Source organism: Microbispora sp. ATCC PTA-5024 (assembly GCF_000511135.2).
GTDB classification, from domain to species: domain Bacteria; phylum Actinomycetota; class Actinomycetes; order Streptosporangiales; family Streptosporangiaceae; genus Microbispora; species Microbispora corallina.
This window is the reverse complement of record NZ_KI866527.1, coordinates 214492-234786: the sequence shown is the minus strand read 5'-3', so window position 1 is coordinate 234786 and position 20295 is coordinate 214492. Positions and strand designations below refer to the sequence as shown.

General features: G+C 72.0%; 22 protein-coding genes. 14 read left to right on the top strand and 8 right to left on the bottom strand.

Annotation, left to right across the window (positions count from 1 at the left end):
* Nucleotides 1-87 precede the first annotated feature (87 nt).
* Nucleotides 88-1248 (top strand): hypothetical protein, encoded by a 1161-nt coding sequence (locus MPTA5024_RS35555; protein WP_036332400.1) that lies wholly within the window; start codon nt 88-90, stop codon nt 1246-1248.
* A 13-nt stretch (nt 1249-1261) separates the two neighbouring features.
* Here MPTA5024_RS35555 and MPTA5024_RS35550 read toward each other — a convergent pair whose 3' ends face one another.
* From MPTA5024_RS35550 to mca, 3 genes are all read right to left on the bottom strand, one after another.
* Nucleotides 1262-1564, bottom strand: coding sequence for a GNAT family N-acetyltransferase (locus tag MPTA5024_RS35550; protein WP_036332399.1), 303 nt, complete (start codon nt 1562-1564; stop codon nt 1262-1264).
* Nucleotides 1561-1728, bottom strand: a complete 168-nt coding sequence (locus MPTA5024_RS41600) for a hypothetical protein (RefSeq protein WP_157099901.1) — start codon at nt 1726-1728, stop codon at nt 1561-1563. Before MPTA5024_RS41600 ends, MPTA5024_RS35550 begins: the two co-directional genes overlap by 4 nt.
* Before the next feature lie 95 nt (nt 1729-1823).
* Nucleotides 1824-2705, bottom strand: a complete 882-nt coding sequence (gene mca / locus MPTA5024_RS35545; RefSeq protein WP_036332398.1) for a mycothiol conjugate amidase Mca — start codon at nt 2703-2705, stop codon at nt 1824-1826.
* A gap of 142 nt (nt 2706-2847) precedes the next feature.
* Here mca and MPTA5024_RS35540 point away from each other — a divergent pair, with 142 nt between their 5' ends.
* From MPTA5024_RS35540 to MPTA5024_RS35530, 3 genes are all read left to right on the top strand, one after another.
* Nucleotides 2848-3285, top strand: a complete 438-nt coding sequence (locus MPTA5024_RS35540) for a DUF4307 domain-containing protein (RefSeq protein ID WP_036332396.1) — start codon at nt 2848-2850, stop codon at nt 3283-3285.
* 75 nt (nt 3286-3360) lie between these two features.
* The gene (greA, locus tag MPTA5024_RS35535) at nt 3361-3861 is read left to right on the top strand and encodes a transcription elongation factor GreA (protein ID WP_036332395.1); all 501 of its coding nucleotides are present in this window, start codon (nt 3361-3363) and stop codon (nt 3859-3861) included.
* Nucleotides 3862-3968: 107 nt separating this feature from the next.
* Nucleotides 3969-5279 carry a C40 family peptidase gene (locus MPTA5024_RS35530; RefSeq protein WP_232326783.1) on the top strand — a complete coding sequence of 437 codons (1311 nt, stop codon included), beginning with the start codon at nt 3969-3971 and terminating at the stop codon, nt 5277-5279.
* 15 nt (nt 5280-5294) lie between these two features.
* On the opposite strand, the gene MPTA5024_RS35525 is transcribed toward MPTA5024_RS35530, so the two are convergent.
* Together MPTA5024_RS35525 and MPTA5024_RS35520 are read right to left on the bottom strand one after the other, a co-directional pair.
* A complete protein-coding gene (locus tag MPTA5024_RS35525; RefSeq protein WP_051459075.1) occupies nt 5295-5927 on the bottom strand; it encodes an acyl-CoA-like ligand-binding transcription factor in 633 nt (210 codons plus the stop codon).
* A complete protein-coding gene (locus MPTA5024_RS35520; protein ID WP_036332393.1) occupies nt 5905-7416 on the bottom strand; it encodes a DHA2 family efflux MFS transporter permease subunit in 1512 nt (503 codons plus the stop codon). Before MPTA5024_RS35520 ends, MPTA5024_RS35525 begins: the two co-directional genes overlap by 23 nt.
* A gap of 84 nt (nt 7417-7500) precedes the next feature.
* Between MPTA5024_RS35520 and MPTA5024_RS35515 the strand changes: the two genes are divergently transcribed.
* The 9 genes from MPTA5024_RS35515 to MPTA5024_RS35475 all read left to right on the top strand — a co-directional run bounded on the left by MPTA5024_RS35515 (nt 7501) and on the right by MPTA5024_RS35475 (nt 16627).
* Nucleotides 7501-8019 (top strand): hypothetical protein, encoded by a 519-nt coding sequence (locus tag MPTA5024_RS35515; RefSeq protein ID WP_036332391.1) that lies wholly within the window; start codon nt 7501-7503, stop codon nt 8017-8019.
* 282 nt (nt 8020-8301) lie between these two features.
* A complete protein-coding gene (locus MPTA5024_RS35510; protein WP_036332389.1) occupies nt 8302-10098 on the top strand; it encodes a phosphoenolpyruvate carboxykinase (GTP) in 1797 nt (598 codons plus the stop codon).
* A 142-nt stretch (nt 10099-10240) separates the two neighbouring features.
* Nucleotides 10241-10795, top strand: coding sequence for an RNA polymerase sigma factor (locus MPTA5024_RS35505; RefSeq protein ID WP_036332387.1), 555 nt, complete (start codon nt 10241-10243; stop codon nt 10793-10795).
* Nucleotides 10792-11637, top strand: coding sequence for a hypothetical protein (locus tag MPTA5024_RS35500; RefSeq protein ID WP_036332386.1), 846 nt, complete (start codon nt 10792-10794; stop codon nt 11635-11637). The genes MPTA5024_RS35505 and MPTA5024_RS35500 overlap by 4 nt, the downstream gene beginning before the upstream one ends.
* 278 nt (nt 11638-11915) lie before the next feature.
* Complete coding sequence (locus tag MPTA5024_RS44075) at nt 11916-12980, top strand: TIGR04222 domain-containing membrane protein (RefSeq protein ID WP_036332384.1); 1065 nt, start codon at nt 11916-11918, stop codon at nt 12978-12980.
* Nucleotides 12973-13776, top strand: a complete 804-nt coding sequence (locus tag MPTA5024_RS35490) for a DUF692 domain-containing protein (RefSeq protein WP_036332382.1) — start codon at nt 12973-12975, stop codon at nt 13774-13776. Before MPTA5024_RS44075 ends, MPTA5024_RS35490 begins: the two co-directional genes overlap by 8 nt.
* Nucleotides 13769-14089 (top strand): hypothetical protein, encoded by a 321-nt coding sequence (locus tag MPTA5024_RS43005; RefSeq protein ID WP_036332380.1) that lies wholly within the window; start codon nt 13769-13771, stop codon nt 14087-14089. Before MPTA5024_RS35490 ends, MPTA5024_RS43005 begins: the two co-directional genes overlap by 8 nt.
* 219 nt (nt 14090-14308) lie before the next feature.
* The gene (locus MPTA5024_RS35480) at nt 14309-15070 is read left to right on the top strand and encodes an isoprenyl transferase (protein WP_036332378.1); all 762 of its coding nucleotides are present in this window, start codon (nt 14309-14311) and stop codon (nt 15068-15070) included.
* A gap of 246 nt (nt 15071-15316) precedes the next feature.
* A complete protein-coding gene (locus MPTA5024_RS35475; protein WP_036332376.1) occupies nt 15317-16627 on the top strand; it encodes a PhoH family protein in 1311 nt (436 codons plus the stop codon).
* A 4-nt stretch (nt 16628-16631) separates the two neighbouring features.
* Here the strand turns inward: MPTA5024_RS35475 and MPTA5024_RS35470 are convergent, their stop codons facing one another.
* The 3 genes from MPTA5024_RS35470 to MPTA5024_RS35460 are packed head-to-tail and all read right to left on the bottom strand — an operon-like array spanning nt 16632 to nt 19320.
* Nucleotides 16632-17219, bottom strand: coding sequence for a hypothetical protein (locus tag MPTA5024_RS35470; RefSeq protein WP_036332374.1), 588 nt, complete (start codon nt 17217-17219; stop codon nt 16632-16634).
* The gene (locus tag MPTA5024_RS35465) at nt 17216-18646 is read right to left on the bottom strand and encodes a sensor histidine kinase (RefSeq protein ID WP_036332372.1); all 1431 of its coding nucleotides are present in this window, start codon (nt 18644-18646) and stop codon (nt 17216-17218) included. The genes MPTA5024_RS35470 and MPTA5024_RS35465 overlap by 4 nt, the downstream gene beginning before the upstream one ends.
* Entirely contained in the window at nt 18646-19320 is a 675-nt protein-coding gene (locus MPTA5024_RS35460) for a response regulator transcription factor (protein ID WP_036332370.1), read from the bottom strand. The genes MPTA5024_RS35465 and MPTA5024_RS35460 overlap by 1 nt, the downstream gene beginning before the upstream one ends.
* Before the next feature lie 250 nt (nt 19321-19570).
* Here MPTA5024_RS35460 and MPTA5024_RS35455 point away from each other — a divergent pair, with 250 nt between their 5' ends.
* Nucleotides 19571-20287 carry a lytic transglycosylase domain-containing protein gene (locus MPTA5024_RS35455; RefSeq protein ID WP_036332368.1) on the top strand — a complete coding sequence of 239 codons (717 nt, stop codon included), beginning with the start codon at nt 19571-19573 and terminating at the stop codon, nt 20285-20287.
* Nucleotides 20288-20295 lie beyond the last annotated feature (8 nt).

Below are 20295 nucleotides of genomic sequence, written 5' to 3'. Positions count from 1 at the left end.
GGCTGGGGGTTCCGTTACGGCGGCGAGGCACGCAGGTGGGAACCGTGGGGGTGTGTTCGCGCGCGGCCCGGCGTAGGCTCACAGGACGTGGGCGTGGATCTGGACTTCGCGATCAGGCACTCGGGCCGGCCGGCCGTGGCGCTGACCCGGCGTGACGTGGCGCGTGCCCTGCTCGCGGTGCCCACGGGGCAGGCCCTGGTGGCCCTGCCGGACCTGCGCCGCCAGCTTCTGGCGGCCGGCAACCCGCTGTCCGTGACCTTCTGGGAGTCGGCCAAGGCCATCCTTACGAGGATCGAGTCGGGGGTGGCGACGGTCGGCGACGTGCAGCGCTGGCTGGAGTCGAGCGGCACCGAGCCGATCATGCTGACCCGCAGCTACTTCCTGTGGCCGGAGGAGACCGAGCGCGGCCCGGTGGCCACCGAGATGTACGAGCGGCTGGTCGAGTTCCTCGAGGAGCGGCTGGCCGAGGGGGAGATCGACGCGGACGCCCTGGCCGCGGGCGACCCCGACGCCCGGCACGCCTACGAGGACCTCCAGGAGCGCTGGCTCGGCACCCCGCTGCCCGACGGCCGCGTGCCGAACGTGGTGGTCAACGACGAGCAGGACCAGGAGCTCTACGCCGCCTGGGACGAGGAGGAGGCCTTCGCGCTCAGCGAGCTGCGCCGGCTGCTCGACGACCTGCCCGAGCCGCCCTTCCCCGCGGGAGACCTCCGGTCGGCCGCCACCCGGCTGCGCGTCACGCTGACCAGGCCCGGCTACCCGGGGAACGTGCTGCGGGCCTGCGCCGGGCTCGACGAGAACGCGCTGCCCGAGCGCGACGAGGACCTCTGGCTGGCCGTCGCCGCCGGCATCGCGGCGCCGATATCCGACCTCCCCGACGAGGAGGACGCGGCCCGCTTCTTCGACATGGAGGGCGAGCTCTCCCACGAGGACTCGATCCTGGCCTCGCTGTGCGCCATCCACCACGCCGACTGGCTCGCCGCCGTGACGACCCTGGTCAGGTACGGCCCCGGGGTGCTCGCCTCGCCGGAGCGGATCGCCCGGTTCATCGCCGACTCCGAAGACGTGGACGTCGAACCCGACGAGCCGGAGGACCTCGAGGCGACGGAGATGCTCTTCACCGCCGTCACCCCGCTGTGGGCGCACCTCGGCATCGTCAACCGGGCCGAGGTGCTCACCCCGCTCGGCTGGTGGGGCCTGCCCAAGGCCCTGGAGCGCGCCTGGTCGGGCTCGATCCCGCCGGAGTGACCGGGCGGGAGGGTCAGTCGGTGACCTCGGAGCGGTAGGCGTCGCCGACCAGGTCGGCGTACTCCTGGTGCCGCTTGATGTAGGCGGAGACGAACGGGCACAGCGGCGCCACCGTCAGCCCGGCGTCCCGCGCCCCGTCGAGGGCGGTCCGGACCAGCGCGCTGCCCAGGCCCTTGCCTTCGAACTCCTCGCCGATCTCGGTGTGGGTGAACACGATCGTGTCGCCGCGCAGCTTGTACTGCGCGAATCCGGCCAGCCGGCCGTCGACCGTGATCTCGTACCGCGACTTGCCCGGGTTGTCGGCGATCTCGCTCACGTGTCGGATCCGTTCTCGTTCGGGCGGTCGTCGCGCCGGTCGTCGGGCGTCTGGATCTTGGCGAACTGCCTGTTCATCGACTTGAGGAGGAAGAACAGGGCCAGCCCGATCGCCGCGACGATGGCGAACGCGATGACTCCCGGACCATAGCTGGTGTAGTCCACGTCTTCAGCTTATAGCTCGGGTTTCCCGCCCCGTCGTCCCGCTGCGCGCGGCCGGGACGGCGCCTCGCCGTGGCCGCGCGCATCTCCGGGACTCCCTACGGGCAGGCGGGGGTGACCTCGGCGTGGATCCCGGCGAACAGGTCGTCCTCGGGGAGCGTCGTGTCCACGAGCGAGCGCGCGAGGTGGTAGTCCTCGGTCGGCCAGACCTCCTCCTGCACCTCCCGGGGGCAGACGAACCAGAACCCGTCCGGGTCGACCTGGGTGGCGTGGGCGAGCAGCGCCTGGTCGCGGACCTCGAAGTACTCCGCGCATGGCACCCGGGTCGTGACCTCCCACTTCTCCGGGCGGTCCTCCCAGCGCGAGATCCAGTCGGCGTACGGCGAGCCCATGCCGCGCTCGGTCATGGCCTCGTGGAGCGCCTCGAACCGCTCCCGGGTGAAGCCCATGTGGTAGTAGAGCTTGAGCGGCTGCCACGGCTCGCCCGTCCCCGGATAGCGGTCCGGGTCGCCCGCCGCCTCGAAGGCCTCCACCGACACCCGGTTGGTCATGATGTGGTCGGGGTGCGGGTAGCCGCCGTTGTCGTCGTACGTGAGGATCACGTGGGGCCGGAACTCGCGGACGGCGGCCACGAGCGGGGCCGACGCGACCTCGATCGGCTGCAGCGCGAAGCAGCCCTCGGGCAGCGGCTCGTTCTCGTCCTCCGGGAGCCCGGAGTCGACGAACCCGAGGAAGCGCTGGTCGACGCCGAGGATCTCCCGCGCCTTCTCCATCTCCTGGCGGCGCACCTCGGCGATGTTCTCCAGGATGTCGGGACGGTCCATCTTGGGATTGAGGATCGAGCCTCGCTCGCCGCCGGTACAGGTCACCACGAGGACCTCCGCCCCCTCGGCGACGTAACGGGCCATCGTCGCCGCGCCCTTGCTCGACTCGTCGTCAGGGTGCGCGTGCACGGCCATCAGCCTCAACGATGCACTCACGGCTCTCCTCATGTGACTTCCGGCTACCAGAAGAGGTTAGCTTCTAATTGGTCGTGTGCTCCGGAAGCGCCTCGAGGGCGACGGCGCCACGACCACGCCAATCGTCTCGCACAACACCGACAATTCCCGAGGTGATTCCACCATGGCCAGCGACGAGGCCGAACGACGGCCCGGATCTGCCGGCGCCGGCCCCATCCTCGGCACCCCGGACGACTTCGCGGAGCGTCCGCCCGGCCGGGGCCGGTTCGTGGCCTACATCCTCATCGGCCTGGTCGTGGCGCTCATGGCCGGCGGCTGGGGCTACGTCATGCTCGCCGCCCACGGCAACCCGGTGGTCGACGCGGAGGTGGTGGCGTTCGACGCGAGCGCGCCCGGCTCCGCGCAGGTGACCTTCACCGTCCACAAGCCGGCCGACCGCGCGGCGACGTGCCGCGTGCGCGCGGTGGACGACCAGCACATGGAGGTCGGGGGCCGGGACGTCGACGTGCCCAAGGGGAGGTCCGACCTCCAGTTCACCGAAAAGCTGAGAACGAGCGCCCAGGCCACGACGGTTCAGGTCGACTACTGCGATCTCGTATAGTGGAATCTTTGGGGAAGCGTTCGAGGGCGTTAACTTGGCAGCCCTTCGAGTCACTTACGGAAACAAGGAGAGCCCGTGGCCGTCTCCCAGAACGACAACGTCACCTGGCTGACGCAAGAGGCGTACGACCGCCTCAAGGAGGAGTACGAGTACCTTTCGGGCCCGGGTCGCACGGACATCGCCAAGAAGATCGAAGCCGCCCGGGAAGAGGGTGACCTGCGGGAGAACGGCGGCTACCACGCCGCCAAGGACGAGCAGGGCAAGATGGAGGCCAGGATCTTCCACCTCCGTCAGATCCTCGACAGCGCGCGCGTGGGCGAGGCCCCCCGCGCCGAAGGCGTCGTCGGTCCCGGCATGACCGTGACGGTCCGCTTCGACGGCGACGACGAGGAGGTCACCTTCCTGCTGGCCTCCCGCGAGGAGAGCGGCGCGCCGATCGACGTGTACTCGCCCAATTCCCCGCTCGGATCCGCCATCAACGGCAAGAAGGTCGGCGAGAAGGCCAGCTACACGCTGCCGAACGGCCGGCAGAACACGGTCGAGATCCTCGAGGCCGTGCCGTACATCGGCAACTGATTCGGCGACACACCCGCGGCCGGAATTCCCGCAATCGATTGCGGGAATTCCGGCCGTGCGGCAATCTCGTCGTGGAACGGACCATTGCCGCGGAAAGGGGTGAGATCGTGCTCGATCGCCGAGCGCGCTTCTCCACCCGTGTCCGCAGGAACCTCGCCAGGGCGCTCTCGGAGACCCGGCAGGACCTCGCCTACCGGCCACGACTGCCTCGCAGGGACCCCGTCCGCAGGGCCGCGGGCCTGCGGCGCGCCGTCCCCCTGATCACCGTGCTGCTGGTCTCCGTGCTCTCGGCCGACGTCCTGATCCTCACCGGGATGGACGAGGCGGCCGGGTCCGACACGGCGGCCGTGCAGATCGGGCGTCGCCCCGGGCACGGGTACGTCGCCGCCGCGGAGCGCGGGGACGCCTCCGGCCGGGGCGGGGCGCGGCCCACGGCGGCGCCGGCCGCGGTGGCGCCGCTCACGCGGCTGATCCGCCCGCACCTGTTCGTCGTGGCCGACCACCCGCTGCCGCCCGACGTGGTCGACAGGGTGCGGCACCAGAAGGGCGTGGCCTCCGCCGAGGTCACCGACGCCGCCGACGTCCTGGTGGACGGCAAACGGGTGCAGACGATGGGGGTCGACCCCTCGACGTTCCGCGCCTACACCCCCTCGATCACCGCGGCGTCCGACGCCCTGTGGCGCAACATCGCCGACGGCGACATGGCCGTGTCGTTCGAGCTCGGCCACGACGGCGGCGTGAAGCTCGGCTCGACCGTGGACGGCGGCGGCCGCAAGCTGCGCATCGGGGCGTACGCCACGGTGGGCATGGGGTCGATCGCGGCGGTCGTCTCGCACCGGACGGCCCTGGCGCTCGGCGTCCCGCAGGGCAACGCGCTCGTCGTCAGCGCGCCCGACGTCGACTCCGGCAAGCTGCGGTCCGCGCTCCTGTCGATCCTGCCGAAGGGCAGCCAGGTCGCCACGATCAACCCGGTCGTGGTCGCGCCCAAGGGCCGGACGGCCTGGCCCGCGTCGGCGTTCATGGCGCCCCAGCAGCTCCAGACCGCCCTCCAGGCCGCGGTGAGCAAGCTCGGCCGCCCGTACGTGTGGGGCGCCGAGGGCCCTGACAGCTTCGACTGCTCGGGCCTGGTCCAGTGGGCGTACGGGCAGGCGGGGGTGCGGATGCCCCGGGTGGCGGCCCAGCAGTGGGCGGCCGGGCCGCAGATCCCGCTGTCCCAGGCCCAGCCGGGCGACCTGCTGTTCTGGCGCAACGACCCGACCAACCCCGGATACATCTCCCACGTGGCGATCTACTGGGGCAACGGGAAGATGCTGCACGCGCCGCACACCGGCGACGTGGTCCGCATCGCCGACGTCTACACGAAGAACCTCGCGGGCGTGGTCCGGGTGAGCCCCGCCGTCGCCGCCCGCGTCCGCTGACGGCCGCCCGGCGGGTCAGATCGGCAGCCCGGCCTCCAGGTAGCCGAGCGCCTCGTCGAGCAGGTCCGGCAGCGAGATCCTGCCGTCCTGCTCGACCCACGTGAACAGGGCCGGGAGCATGATCCCCATGACCGCCCCGACGAGGGTCCGCACGGCGGGGCTGCGCGGGTCCTTGCCCGAACGCTCCGCGACCGCGCCGGCGAGCATGTCGATCGTGGCCAGCAGGTTCTCCACGGTCCGGGCCCGCAGGGCGGGGACGCTGATGGACAGCTTCATCCGGGTGAGCACCTGGTCGGCCTCGTCCTGCGCGATCAGGGCGAACGCCGAGCGGAACGCGGCGCGGATGGCGGTCAGCGGGGGGAGGTCGGCCGGCTGGGCCTTGATGGCCGCCATCAGCAGGGGGTCGTAGTCGTCCTGGATGACCACGTCCTCCTTGGTCGGGAAGTAGCGGAAGAACGTGCTGGGGGACACCTCGGCGGCGTCGGCGATCTGCTCGATGGTCGTCGCGTCGTACCCCTGCTGGGCGAACAGCCGCAGGGCCTCCTCCTGGATCGTCCGCCGCGTCTTCGCCTTCTTGCGCTCGCGCAGGCTCGTGACAGCGCAGTCGGGCGCGGGGGGTGTGCGGTCAGCGCGCTGTGGAGAGCTCATGCCCCGATTCTGCCGCCTTCCGGGGCCGTGCCGTACTCCTCGGTAGGAACGCGGCGACCAGGACGGCGGCGACCAGCGACACGCCGCCGCACACGAGCAGGACCTGGTCCATCGCGCTCACGAACGCCTCCCTGGCCGTCCGCAGCAGGGCGCCGTCCCCGGTGCGCGCCGCGACGCCGACCGCGGCCGTGATCGAGTCGGCGGCCGCCGCGGGGGCGCCGGACGGGAGCCCGGCGACGTAGACGGCCGACAGCAGGCTGCCCAGCACCGCCACGCCGAGCGTGCCGCCGACCTGCCGCACCGTCTGCAGCGTCGCCGAGCCCGACCCGGTCCGCTCCTCGGGAAGCGTGGCGAGCACGCCGTCCATGGCCGGGACCATGGCGAGGCCGACGCCCGCGCCCAGGACCGCCAGCCACGCCGCCGTCAGGCCGTAGCCCGATCCCGCGCCCGTGGTCGCGCCCAGGCCGAACCCGGCGGCGAGGACGACCAGCCCGGCGGTCATCAGCGCGCGCAGGCCGAGCCGGGCCGTGAGGCGCTCGCCCACGAGCCCTCCCGCCATGAGCCCGGCGACCATGGGGATCACCCGCACTCCGGTGCCGAACGCGTCGTGGCCGAGGACGGCCTGCAGGTACTGCGGGACGACGAACAGCACGCCCGTCATGCCGAGGCTGACGAACGTCGCCCCGACGGCGCCCCAGGCGAACACCCGGCTGCGGAACAGGCCGAGGTCCGTCATCGCCGGCGACCGCCGGGTCTCCGCCACGACGAACGCGATCAGGAGCACCAGGCCCGCGCCGAGCCCGGCCAGCACGGCCGGGTCGCCCCACCCCCGCGAGGGGGCCTCGATGACCCCGTACACCAGGGCGGCGAGGCCGCTCACCGACAGCAGGGCGCCGATCAGGTCCAGCCGGGGCGCCGACGGGTCGCGGGACTCGGGCACGGACACGGCTGTGACCAGCATCGCGGCCGCCACGACGGGGATGTTGACGAGGAAGATCGAGCCCCACCAGAAGTGGTCGAGCAGGTAGCCGCCGACGATCGGGCCGAGCGGCAGGCCGAGGGCCATCGCCGCCGTCCAGGCCGCGATCGCCCGGCCCCGCTCCGCGGGCCTGAAGATCACCGGCAGGATCGACGTCGACAGCGGCATGATCAGCGCGCCGCCGGCCCCCATGAGCGCCCGCGCGGCGATCAGCGGGCCGGTTCCGGAGGCGACCATGGCGATCACGGACGCCACGGCGAAGGCCGCGAGCCCGGCCAGCAGCAGTCGCTTCCTGCCGAAGCGGTCGCCGAAGGCGCCGGCCGGGAGCATGAGCGCCGCGAACGGGACCATGTACGCGTCCACGATCCACTGCAGGTCGCCGGTGGTCGCGTGGAGGTCCGTCGCGAGCGTGGGGAGGGCGACGTTGAGCACGGTCGCGTCCATGCCGATGACCAGGACGCTGAGCACGAGGGCGCCGAGCGCCCACCACCGAGAAGTGGAAGTAACCATGTTTTGAAAGTAACTATCAAAACATAGTGACTGTCAATATCTGCGCCCGTTGTCTGCCGGGCGAAGCGGTGTAATCTTGATTACATGGATGCAGAAGAACAGTTGCGAGGCTGGTTCGCCGGCCGCCTTCCCGAAGGCTGGTTCGCCGACCGGCCCGAGATCGTCCTGGACCGCGAGGAGATCACGGTCATCGGCACGCTTGCGCCGCTCACGGTGGCCGAGGGCCTGCCGGACCTGGAACGCGAGGCCGCCGTCGAGGGCTACGTCGAGCGGTTCCGCGAGGAGACCCGCGAGCGCCGGGTGGAGATCGCCAGGGAGGCCGAGCACCGGTTCCGCCGGAAGGTGTCCTGGGGGGTCGTCGCGGGCGGAGAGACAGTGATGTTCACCACTCTGTCCGTCCCGGTGATGACCCGTCTGCGGCAGCCGGAGCGGCAGGTGCTGGACACCCTGGTCGCGGCGGGCGTGGCCCGCAGCCGCAGCGACGCGCTGGCCTGGTGCGTCCGGCTCGTCGGCAAGCACACCGATTCGTGGCTCGCTGACCTGCGCGATGCCCTCCAGCACGTCGACCGCGTACGGGCGGAGGGGCCCGGCCTGGTGGACTGAACCATTCTTGTGAATGGTCTGGACCATTCGCATTGGCCTATACCAATGTGTAAGCCACGGGAGGCGGGTAAGGGAAAGGGGATGTTTCTTCAGAACGGGCCGATGTGGGTAAGCTCCCACGCACTTGACGGTCCCTGCCTGGGCTGATGCCCACCAGGAGGCCGTGAGCGACGAATGTCGCCGAATTAACGGAGTGGAAACTCGGTGGTCTACGCCAATTGGATTCGGCGGCTATTCATCGCTGATGATGACCTGGCCCTGAGAGATTAAGGAGCCGCCCCCGTGTCCGTTTCCGTAGAGGTACCGCTTCCCACCGCACACCGCGATCTGGGCGCCTGGGTGGCGCGGGTCGCGGAGCTCACGCAGCCCGACAGGGTCGAATGGTGCGACGGTTCCGAGGCCGAATGGACTCGGCTGACCAACCTGCTCGTCGAGCAGGGCACGTTCAGACGCCTGGTCAAGCGACCCAACAGCTTCTACGCGGCGTCCGACCCGAGCGACGTCGCCCGCGTGGAGGACCGCACGTTCATCTGCTCGGAGCGGGAGGAGGACGCCGGTCCGACCAACAACTGGATCGCGCCCGGCGAGATGCGCCGGACGTTCTCCACGCTCTTCCGGGGGTGCATGCGCGGCCGCACGATGTACGTCGTGCCCTTCTGCATGGGCCCCCTCGGCGGCACGATCTCCCAGCTCGGGGTGGAGATCACCGACTCGCCGTACGTCGTCGTGTCGATGCGGATCATGACGCGGATGGGCGAGGAGGCGCTGCGCCTGATCGAGGAGCGGGGCGACTTCGTCAGGGCCGTCCACTCCGTGGGCGCGCCGCTCGAGCCCGGCCAGGCGGACGTACCCTGGCCGTGCAGCCGGACGAAGTACATCAGCCACTTCCCGGAGACCCGCGAGATCTGGTCGTACGGGTCGGGATACGGCGGCAACGCGCTGCTGGGCAAGAAGTGCTACGCCCTGCGGATCGCCAGCGTGATGGCGCGCGACGAGGGCTGGCTGGCCGAGCACATGCTGATCCTGAAGCTCACGCCTCCCCAGGGGGAGCCGCGGTACGTGGCGGCGGCCTTCCCGTCGGCGTGCGGCAAGACCAACCTCGCCATGCTCCGGCCCACGATCCCCGGCTGGAAGGTCGAGACGATCGGCGACGACATCGCCTGGATGCGGTTCGGCCAGGACGGCCGCCTGTACGCGATCAACCCGGAGGCCGGGTTCTTCGGCGTCGCCCCCGGGACGGGCGCCTCGACCAACGCCAACGCGATCGAGACGCTCTGGGGCAACAGCATCTTCACGAACGTCGCGCTGACGGACGACGGCGACGTGTGGTGGGAGGGCCTCACCGACGAGCCCCCCGCCCACCTGACCGACTGGAAGGGCCGCTCGTGGACGCCGGAGTCCGGTGAGCCCGCCGCCCACCCGAACGCCAGGTTCACCACGCCTGCCGAGCAGTGCCCGACCATCGCGCCGGAGTGGCAGGACCCGGCGGGCGTGCCGATCTCGGCCATCCTGTTCGGCGGCCGCAGGGCCACCGCCGTGCCCCTCGTCATCGAGTCGCTGAGCTGGCAGCACGGCGTCTTCCTGGGGGCCAACGTGGCGTCGGAGAAGACGGCCGCCGCCGAGGGCAGGGTCGGCGAGCTGCGCCGCGACCCGTTCGCCATGCTGCCGTTCTGCGGCTACAACATGGGCGACTACTTCGCCCACTGGATCGAGGTCGGCAGGTCGGCCGACCCGGAGAAGCTGCCGCGGATCTACTACGTCAACTGGTTCCGCAAGGGCGCGGACGGCCGCTTCCTGTGGCCCGGCTTCGGCGAGAACAGCCGCGTGCTCAAGTGGATCGTCGAGCGGCTCAACGGGGCGGCGGAGGCCGTGCCGTCCCCGATCGGCAACCTGCCCGCGTCGATCGACACCGAGGGCCTCGACATCGCGCCCGAGGACATGGAGCTCCTGCTCGGCGTCGACCCCGAGGTGTGGCGCGAGGAGGCCGCGCTGATCCCGCCCCACTTCGAGGCCTTCGGCGACCACATGCCGAAGGAGCTGTGGGACGAGTACCACGCCCTCGTGAACCGCCTCGGCTGACGCCTCTCACGCACGGCCCGCGCGTCCCACCGAGGCGCGCGGGCCGTCGCGGTCCGATCAGGTTCCGGTTGCAATCAGGTCGTAACGCTCGCGCGCGACCGGTCATGTGGTGAGTCGGAAGCCCCCAAGCGAAAGGGAACGCATGGGCCCGCCCGACGACCCCCGGAAGCGCTTCGAAGAGATCTACCTGGCCTACTACCCGGCCCTGATGGCCTACGTACGGCGGCGCGTGGACGGTCCCGACGACGCGGCCGACGCCCTGGCGGAGACGTTCCTCACGGCCTGGCGCCGGATCGACCAGATGCCCGCCGGGCAGGAGGCCCGCCTGTGGCTGTACGGCGTCGCCCGCAAGGTGCTCGCGGGAGGCCGCCGGAGCGCCAGGCGCCAGGAAGGTCTCGCCGTACGGCTGCGCGCCGAGCTGGCGACCTGGACCGCGCCGCCCCCCGATCCGGAGCTCGACGCGGTACGGCAGGCGTTCGCGCGGCTGAAGGACGACGACAGGGAACTGCTGTCGCTCGTGGGCTGGGAGGGCCTGAGCGTCTCCCAGGCCGCGACGGTGCTCGGGTGCTCCCCGGGAACCGCCCGGATCCGCCTGCACCGCGCCAGGAAGCGCCTCGCGAGGGAACTCGGCGCCGGCGGACTCGACCTGTCCCGATACGGATCACGCGCCGCGGCGCTGGGAGGAGGACGATCGTGAAGGCTGACATCGACGGGCTGGTGGCGCGGATCGCCCCCGACCCCGGCCCGGGGATGACCCCCGGAGGACGTGAGCTGCTCGACGAGATCACGGCGGTCCGGGCGGAGCCCGTCGCCGGGACGTCCTCCTGGCGGCGACTGCGGGTGGCCCTGCCGGTCACGGCGGCGCTCGCCGCCGTCGTCCTGGCCGTGACCTGGGCGCTCCCCGGCGACTCCCGCTCCCTCGGCCTCGGCGCCGGCCCGGCCGCGGCCCTAGACGTCACGACGAAGGGCGGCTACTACCTGGTCACGGTCGAGGACATGTACGCCGACCCGGCGCGGTACCAGGCCCAGCTCCGGCGCCTCGGGCTCGACATCACCCTCGAGCTCGTGCCGGCGACGCCGGCCATGTGGGGCACGGCTGTGGGTCCCGGCCCGATCGGCGGGGGAATCACGACCATCGAGGGGACCGGAGACTGCCTGCGGCGTGACCCGTGCACGATCGGGCTGAAGGTCCCCAGGGACTTCCGCGGACAGGCCACCATCAGGCTCGCGCGCAAGGCACGGCCCGGGGAGAAGTACGTGCTCATCGCCCCCATCGACGCCCCCGGCGAGCCGCTGCACTGCACCGGGTACGCCGGGAAGACGGTCGACGAGGTGCGCGCACTGCTCCGGGTGCGTGGCGTGACGAACGTCCGGTTCGCCACGGCGGAGGGCGCCCGGGAGCAGGTGCCGGGCTCGTGGATCGCGCACGACGGCGTCATGTCGGCGCCCGACGCGGCGCTCCTGCTGGTCGGCCCCACGCAGGACCGTCCGGGCGCCCCGGGCCCCGTCTCGTCGCCCGGCCCCTGCCGCCCTTCCTGACCCCGGCGCGCCGTGAGAACGGCCATCGGGGAGCACATGCCGAGGGAGCTGTGGCACGAGCATCGGGGCCTTGTGAACCGCTTCGGCCGACGCGCCTCGCGCAGGGCCCGCCCCCCCTTCCGGGTGCGGGCCCGTGCGCGCGGAGGCCGTCGTGGGAACGTGCCACCCCGCGAGGAACCTTCGCCGCGGGGGCTTCGTCTACCGAGTAGACGGGGCGCGAGCCGTACGAGACCGGCCGGCAGCGGGGCGCCCCCCTCCTTCCCCCCAGGAGGGCGGACATGGAGTTCGTGCTTCTCCTCGCCGCGCTGGCCGCGGCCGCGCTCGTCGGATCGGCCGCGTCGGCACTGCGCCGCGAGCACCGCAGAATCCGTTCGGTGACGGCCGTCGGCCGGGGCGATCTCGACCACTACGAGCTGGCGTACCTCGCGGGCGGCCCGCGCCGGACCGTCAACACAGCCATCGCCGCCCTGGCCGCCCGGGACTGGATCCGCGTCTCGCGCGGCGGGCGGGTCACCGCCGTCGCCGGGGCGTCCCCGGTCACGCCCCACCCCGTCGAGCAGGCCGTCCTCGACCTGGCCGCCGTCCCAGGAGGACGTACGGCGGGGGAGATCCGACACGAGATCGGGGACGGGATCGCGGTGGCCGGGCTGAAGAACCGCCTCATCGGGCAGGGTTTCCTGCTCCCCGACGGCTCCCTGGAGGGGCCCCGGCGGCTCGTCGCGCGGCTGGGCGCGCTCGTGGCGCTCTGCTTCGCCGTCGAGGCCACCCTGCTCGTGGTCCCGGCCGCCGGCGTCGTCCCGTGGAGCCCGGTGTCCGTGGGGGCGGTGCTGGTCGCCGCCGTCGCCGGGGTGTACGGCTTACGCACCCGGGCGCGCCACCAGAGGTCGCTGCGCAGCCCGCTGACCGGGCCCGGCGCGGACGTGCTCCAGCGGGCCCGGATCCGGCAGCCGCGGGCCGCCGTCGCCGCGACCGGCGGGGACGACGCCGCCTTCGCCGGCTTGACCGGAGCCTTGGCGCTGTACGGCCTCGGCGAGTACGGCGACCAGAGCGTGGCCGCCGAGATCGCCAGGGAGGAGATCCGGCGGCACGGCGAGCAGGCGGCGTGCGCCTCCGGCTCCTGCGGCGGCGGACCGGTGGCCGGAAACGGCTCGGGGGACTCCGCCTCGCATTCGGGAGACTGGGGCTGGGACTCCGGCGGGCATTCGGGAGGCCACTCGGGCGGGCACTCGGGCGGGCACTCCTGCGGCTCCGGCGGCCACTCGTGCGGGTCGAGCGGCTGCGGATCGAGCGGATGCGGGTCGAGCGGGTGCGGCGGCGGAGGTTGCGGAGGCGGCGGTGGGTGATCTCGGTGTGGGCATCGGATGGCGGCCGGAGATCGACCTCACGGTCGAGCGGCTGGACGGGGTCGGCTTCGTCGAGGTGATCGCGGAGAACGTCGAGCCCGCGCGGCTGCCGGAGTCGCTGGCCGTGCTGCGCGGGCGCGGCGTCCCCGTGGTGCCCCACGGCGTGGCCCTCGGGGTCGGCGGCGCCGACCGGCCGGACCCGGACCGGCTCGGGCACCTCGCGGCCTGCGCCGGGGCGCTCGGGTCGCCGATCGTGAGCGAGCACCTGGCGTTCGTGCGGAGCGGCGGCATGGAGGCGGGTCACCTGCTGCCCGTGCCCCGCACCCGCGACGCGCTGTCGGTGATCGTGGAGAACGTCCGGATCGCGCAGGAGTCGCTCCCGGTGCCGCTCGCGCTGGAGAACGTCGCGGCGCTGTTCGGCTGGCCGGACGACGAGCTGACCGAGGCCCAGTTCCTGGGGGAGCTGGTCGAGCGGACCGGCGTGAAGCTGCTGGTCGACGTGGCCAACCTGTACACCAACGAGGTCAACCTCGGCCTGGACGCGCGGGCCGCCCTCGACGCGCTCCCGCTCGACGAAGTGGCGTACGTGCACGTGGCGGGCGGTCACGCCCACGGCGGGATCTGGCACGACACCCACACGGCCTCGCCGCCGCGGGAGGTGCTCGACCTGCTGACCGAGCTGTGCGGACGGGCCTCGCCGCCGGGGGTGCTGCTCGAGTGGGACGACGCGTACCCGAGCGACGCGGTCCTCGCGGGCGAGCTGGGCCGGATCCGGGGGGCGATGTCGCGTGCCTGAGCAGGCCGGAGACGGCGCCCGCGCCTCGCTCGCGGCGGGCCAGGCGGACCTGCTGGCCGCCCTCGTCGCCGGCGGCCCGGTGCCCGAGGGCTTCGACGCCGAGCGGGTGCGTGTGCAGGCGCGGAGCCTGGTGGCCAAGCGGAGCGGCTCGGTGGCCCGGGTCGCGCCCGCCCTGGCCGGGCGGCTCGGCGCCGAGTTCGGGCGCCTGTTCGCCGAGTACGCCGCGACCCGTCCCAAACCGGGCGGAGGCTCCCGCGCCGACGCCGGGGCGTTCGCCGACTGGCTGGCCGCGCGCGACGCGGGCGGCATTTAGAGGGCTTTCCGGGAAGGCCCAGGGACGCTCGGGGAGGCCGGCCGGGCGCGCATTTCGGGCCGGCCGCAACCGGCGGCTCTCCGTGAGCCGGGGAAGGGGCGAATCCACCCGCGATCAACCGCGGCTTTCCCTCCGGACGCCTCCGCGAGGGCCGGGCACGCCGTCAGGACCGCGATAATTGGCTGATCGAGCTCAACCGGTCGCGAGGAAGAGGACTGCATGGGCGTGCGCGATCTCGTGTACAAGCTGTACGAGCGCCGGCTCGAGCGGACGATGTCCTCCGACCAGATCCCCCGGCACGTCGGGGTCATCGTCGACGGCAACCGCCGTTGGGCGCGCGCGATGGGCCTGCGCGACGTGAGCCGCGGCCACCAGAAGGGCGCCGACAAGATCTCCGAGCTGCTCGTGTGGTGCCGCGAGGCCGGGGTCGAATACGTGACGCTGTGGCTGCTCTCCACCGACAACCTGGCCAGGGACAAGGCCGAGCTGGAGCCGTTGCTGCAGGTCATCGAGGGGCTCGTGCAGGACCTGGTCGACCAGGGCTGGCACGTGAAACCAATGGGATCGCTCGATCTCCTGCCCGATCACACGGCTCGTGTCCTCAAACACGCCAAAGAAACCACATCGCATCGTCCCGGCCTGATTGTGAACGTTGCGGTTGGGTATGGAGGAAGGCGTGAGATCGCTGATGCGGTGCGCTCCCTCCTCCAGGAGCACGCCAGCAAGGGCGCGAGCATCGAGGACCTCGTGGAGGTCCTCGACGTGGAGCACATCGCGGAGCATCTCTACACGCGCGGCCTGCCCGATCCGGACCTCGTCATCCGGACCTCGGGAGAGCAGCGGCTCTCCGGATTCCTGCTCTGGCAGAGCGCCCACTCCGAGTTCTACTTCTGCGAGGCCTACTGGCCTGACTTCCGCAGGGTGGACTTCTTGCGGGCGCTCCGCTCGTACGCCGCACGTCACCGCCGGTACGGCTCCTGACACGGTTCGCGAACAGCCCCTTTCGGTCATCGTTCACCTCTTGGGCCTGGGGGATTCGTTACGTACCGTGGTAAGTGAGCGGCCATCGAGCCGATCGATGGCTCTTACCTCGGGAGAGGGCCCGTCCTTGCGTCACCGTTGTGCGAGGAGGGCCGGAACCCCGGCCCGCTTCGGCAGGTCACGGGCCCGGTCCGTTCACCACCAGTCAAGGCAGGGCGCCGTCCTCAGGCGCCCGGGGGAGAACGCGTGGCAGTGTCCTCGAGCAACCCGTCCGCATCCCGCACCTACGTTCTGGACACCTCGGTCCTGCTTGCCGACCCGGCGGCGATGAGCCGCTTCGACGAGCACGAGGTCGTCATCCCGATCGTGGTCGTCACCGAGTTGGAGGCCAAGCGCCACCACCCCGAGCTGGGGTATTTCGCGCGCGAGGCCCTGCGATTCCTCGACGACCTGCGGGTGCGGTACGGACGGCTGGACGACCCGATGCCGATCGGCGACGGGACCGTCCGGGTCGAGCTCAACCATAGTGATCCGTCGGTCCTCCCAGCGGGCTTCCGGCTGGGCGACAACGACACCCGCATCCTGACCGTCGCGCAGAACCTCGCCGCCGAGGGCCGTGACGTGGTGCTCGTGTCGAAGGACCTCCCGATGCGCGTCAAGGCCGCCTCGATCGGGCTGAGCGCGGAGGAGTACCGCGCCGGCATGGTCGTCGAGTCCGGCTGGACCGGCATGGCGGAGCTTCAGGTGACCACAGAGGACATGGAGGCGCTCTTCGAAGGCGGCACGGCCGAGCTGGACGAGGCCCGCGACCTGCCCTGCCACACGGGCCTGCGGCTCCTGTCGGCCCGCGGCTCCGCGCTGGGACGCGTCATGCCGGACAAGTCCGTACGGCTGGTCCGCGGCGACCGCGAGGTCTTCGGCCTGCACGGCCGGTCGGCCGAGCAGCGGATCGCCCTCGACCTGCTGATGGACCCCGACGTCGGCATCGTCTCGATGGGCGGCCGCGCCGGCACCGGCAAGTCGGCCCTCGCGCTGTGCGCAGGACTTGAGGCCGTCCTGGAGCGCCGCCAGCACCGCAAGATCATCGTCTTCCGCCCCCTGTACGCCGTGGGCGGCCAGGAGCTCGGCTACCTGCCGGGCACGGAGAACGACAAGATGGGCCCGTGGGCCCAGGCGGTCTACGACACGCTGGGCGCGGTGACCACCCCCGAGGTCATCGAGGAGGTCATCGACCGCGGCATGCTGGAGGTGCTGCCGCTGACGCACATCCGGGGCCGCTCGCTCCACGACGCGTTCGTGATCGTGGACGAGGCGCAGTCGCTGGAGCGCGGGGTGCTGCTCACCGTGCTGTCCCGGATCGGGGCCAACTCCCGGGTCGTCCTCACCCACGACATCGCCCAGCGCGACAACCTGCGGGTGGGCCGCCACGACGGCGTGGTCGCCGTGGTGGAGAAGCTCAAGGGCCACCCGCTGTTCGCGCACATCACGCTGACCAGGTCCGAGCGGTCGCCGATCGCCGCCCTGGTGACCGAGATGCTGGAGGACATCACCATCTGATCCCTCACGGGGGCAGATGGCCGTCCTTGGGAGCCAGATCCCAGTACTCCCGGCAGGTGTGGATCTTCAGGGATCCCGTCCTGTCGGGAGTCGACTGGGCGATCTCGACGGCCCACACCTCGGGGCGCAGCCGTGCCGTGCAGGTGACCTGGGCCATCGCCAGCCGGGAGACCCGCCAGCCGCTCACGAACAGCCGCATGCGCAGGCTGAGCGTGTTGTCGGGGTCGTTGCGGCTGCCCGCGTCGGGGGCGTACCTGACGAGCTGGATCTGCGCGGGGGTGAGCCCGGCCAGCGCCGTGGTGAGCCCGCTGCCGGGCCGGGCCCTCGCCTTGAACAGCGCCGCCATGATGTCGTTGACGTGGGGTGAGCGGGCCGCCACCGTGATCGGCTCCAGCCGGCCGTTCCGGACGAGGTAGATCCGCACCAGCGCCGGCGTCCCGGTGATGACCGGCGCCGGGCCCATGTCCACCACGCCGGTCGGCTCGACCCCGCAGGCCGCGGTCGCGACCACCAGCAGCGCCGCCACCGCAGCCCGCAGCCGCGTCCTCAGAAGGGCCGTCCTCCACGCGGCCCCCGCGCCGCCGCCGGTCACGGGCGGGGGATCCAGAGGCGGAAGAGCGTGCCCGGGTCGCATCGCTCGACGGTGATGTCGCCGCCGTGCAGTTCGGCGTTGGCCTTGGCGATGGCCAGGCCGAGCCCGCTGCCGACGCTCCGCGCGCGGTCGGAGCCGGCCTTGAAGAAGCGGTCGAAGACGTGGGGGAGCGCGTGGTCGGGAATGCCGGTCCCGTGGTCGCGGACGATCACCTCCAGGCCCGTACGGTCCTGCCGGGCGCCGACCAGGACGGGCGGGGCGCCGTGGTTGAGGGCGTTGCCGACCAGGTTGGCCACGATGACGTCGAACCGCCGCGCGTCCAGGGAGAACGTGAGCCCGACGGGCACGGTGAGCTTGACCCGGTCGGCCCAGCCCCGCACCTCCAGGCAGTCGGCCAGGGTGTCTCCCACGTCCACCGTCTCGCGGCGCAGCACGGCGGCCCCGGCGTCGAAGCGGCTGATCTCGATGAGGTGCTCGACCAGCACCCTGAGCCGGTCGATCTCGCGGACCACGATGCGCACGGCCTCACCCGCGTCGTCCGGCAGGTCCTTCGCGTCCTCGGAGAGCATGTCGGTGACCGCCGTCATCGCGGTCAGCGGCGTGCGCAGCTCGTGGGAGACGTCGGCCACGAACCGGCGCGACATCGACTCCAGCGTGCGCAGTTCGGAGACCGTGTCCTCCAGCGCCGCCGCCGTCTCGTTGAAGGTCGCCGTGAGCGCGGCCAGCTCGTCGCGTCCCCGTACGGGCAGCCGGACGTGCAGGTCGCCGGTGCCGAGCGCGCGGGCCGCCGCGCCGAGGCGGCGCACGGGAAGCAGCACGCTGCGGGCCGACAGCAGGGCCACGGTCAGCGCGATCGTGAGCGTGATCCCCCCGGCCTGGGCGAGGGCGGTCAGCAGCCGCAGCAGCACGCCCTCCTCCTCGTGCAGCGGGAGGAACACGTACGCCGTGAGGCCGGTGGGCCGGGGGATCCCGTCCTGGTTGGCCCGCTGGATCTGGGTGGCCACGAGCAGCCAGGGCTCGTCCCGCAGCCGGAGCCGCTGGTAGACGAGCCGCCGGGCCGACTGCCACCGGAGCTGGTCGGGGACGTCCGACATCGTGAAGCGGGCGCCGGGGCTGCTGCGCCGGTGGTCGCCGTACGTGACGATGATCACCCGCTCGGGGGCCTCCAGCGCGCTCACGAGGCTGCCCAGGTCCTCGTCGGTGACGGTCGAGTCGCTCGGCCACACGACGTCGCTGACCCCGACGGGCAGCGTGATCTTCGACAGCGTGTCGCGGACGTCGGCGACCTCGCTGCGCTCGGTGCGGTCGAGCAGCTCGCGCCGGACGAGCTGGTATCCCAGCCCGGCCACCATGGCCGAGGCGGTCACCGCCACCAGCGTGAAGGTGATCACCAGCCGGGCGCGGAGCCCGGTGGGCAGTCCCCTCATCATGGCGGGCTGAAGCGGTACCCGAAGCCGCGCACGGTGTGGATGTAGACGGGGTCGGCGGGCACCGGCTCGATCTTGGCCCGGATCCGCTGGACGCAGGCGTCCACGAGGCGCGAGTCGGCCACGTGGGTGTGGTCCCAGACGGCCCGCAGGAGGTAGCGCCGGTTGAGCACCTGGCCGGGGTGGCGGACCAGCTCCAGCAGCAGCCGCAGCTCGGTCGGGGTCAGGTGGATCTCCCGGCCGGCCAGGCTCACCTTCAGCGCGCCGCGGTCGATGACCAGGTCGCCGAAGGTCACCCGGTCGGCCGAGGCCGACTCCAGGCGGCGCAGGACGGCTCGGATGCGGGCGTCGAGGACGCGCGGCTCGACCGGCTTGACCACGTAGTCGTCCGCGCCGGCCTCCAGCCCGACGACCACGTCGAGGTCGTCGCCGCGGGCGGTCAGCAGGATGATCGGCAGCGAGTCGAGCTTGCGGATGCGGCGGCAGACCTCCACGCCGTCGATGCCGGGGAGCATGACGTCGAGGATCACGATCTCCGGGCGGCGCGCCCGGATGTGGTCGAGGGCCTCCTCGCCCGTGCCGTAGGCGGTCACCGAGTGCCCCTGCCGGGTGAGCGCGAGCTCGAGCCCGGTGCGGACCGAGGGGTCGTCTTCGACCAGGAGGATGCCTGCCACCCGGTCATTATGGGTCGTACATGTCCATTTCCCCTATCGGTCACAAGACCGTGACACCATGAACACGCCATTCGGACGAACATGGAGCACCATGGACAGGCCCCCCGCGGCCGCCTCTCATGGGCCAGGTGTGAGCAAAGTCACAATGTCGGATAAGTCCAAGTGACCGGCCGGTTGGTCAAGAAATCACCAACCGTCTCCCTCGTTTGGGTTGCGCACCACCCCCCAACTCAGGGCAAGCTCATAGGCCGTGAGCCCTGGTCAGCAGCTGAAGGATCGTACGTCCTCGTCCCGTTCGCGCAACCGTCGCGGTAACGACCGGCGGTCGTCGAGCCCGGGCTGGCTCACCCCCAAGCGCGTCGCCGTCATCGGGCTGACCGTGGCCGTCCTCGCCGGAGGCACGGCGTACGTGGTGCGGACCGCGATCGACAACGCCAACACGCCGCGGACGCCGATCGAGCTGCCGAGCCTGCTGGCGCTCGACCCCAACGCGCCGAACCCCGACGAGGACGCGCTGAAGGAGCATGCCGTGCAGGCGCTGCGGGAGGCCAGGCTCAAGGCCGTCCGCGACCACCGGAAAGTCCTCGACCCGGTGAAGATCGTGCCCAAGGCGCCCGGAGGCGCCGGGTTCAGCCCGGCCGCCTTCCCGCCCGGCTCCACCCCCGACCCGGGCAGCAACAAGGCGGTCGGCAAGGAGATGGCCGAGTCCCGCGGGTGGGGCGGCGAGTGGGGCTGCCTGGAGAAGCTCTGGGACCGGGAAAGCCACTGGAACGAGCGGGCCATGAACCGCTACAGCGGCGCCTACGGCATCCCGCAGGCCCTCCCCGGCAGCAAGATGGCCAGCGCCGGCTCCGACTGGCAGACCAACCCGGCGACGCAGATCAAGTGGGGTCTCGGCTACATCGCCGGGCGGTACAAGACGCCGTGCGGCGCCTGGGCGCACTCCCAGGCCACCGGCTGGTACTGATCGGGCGG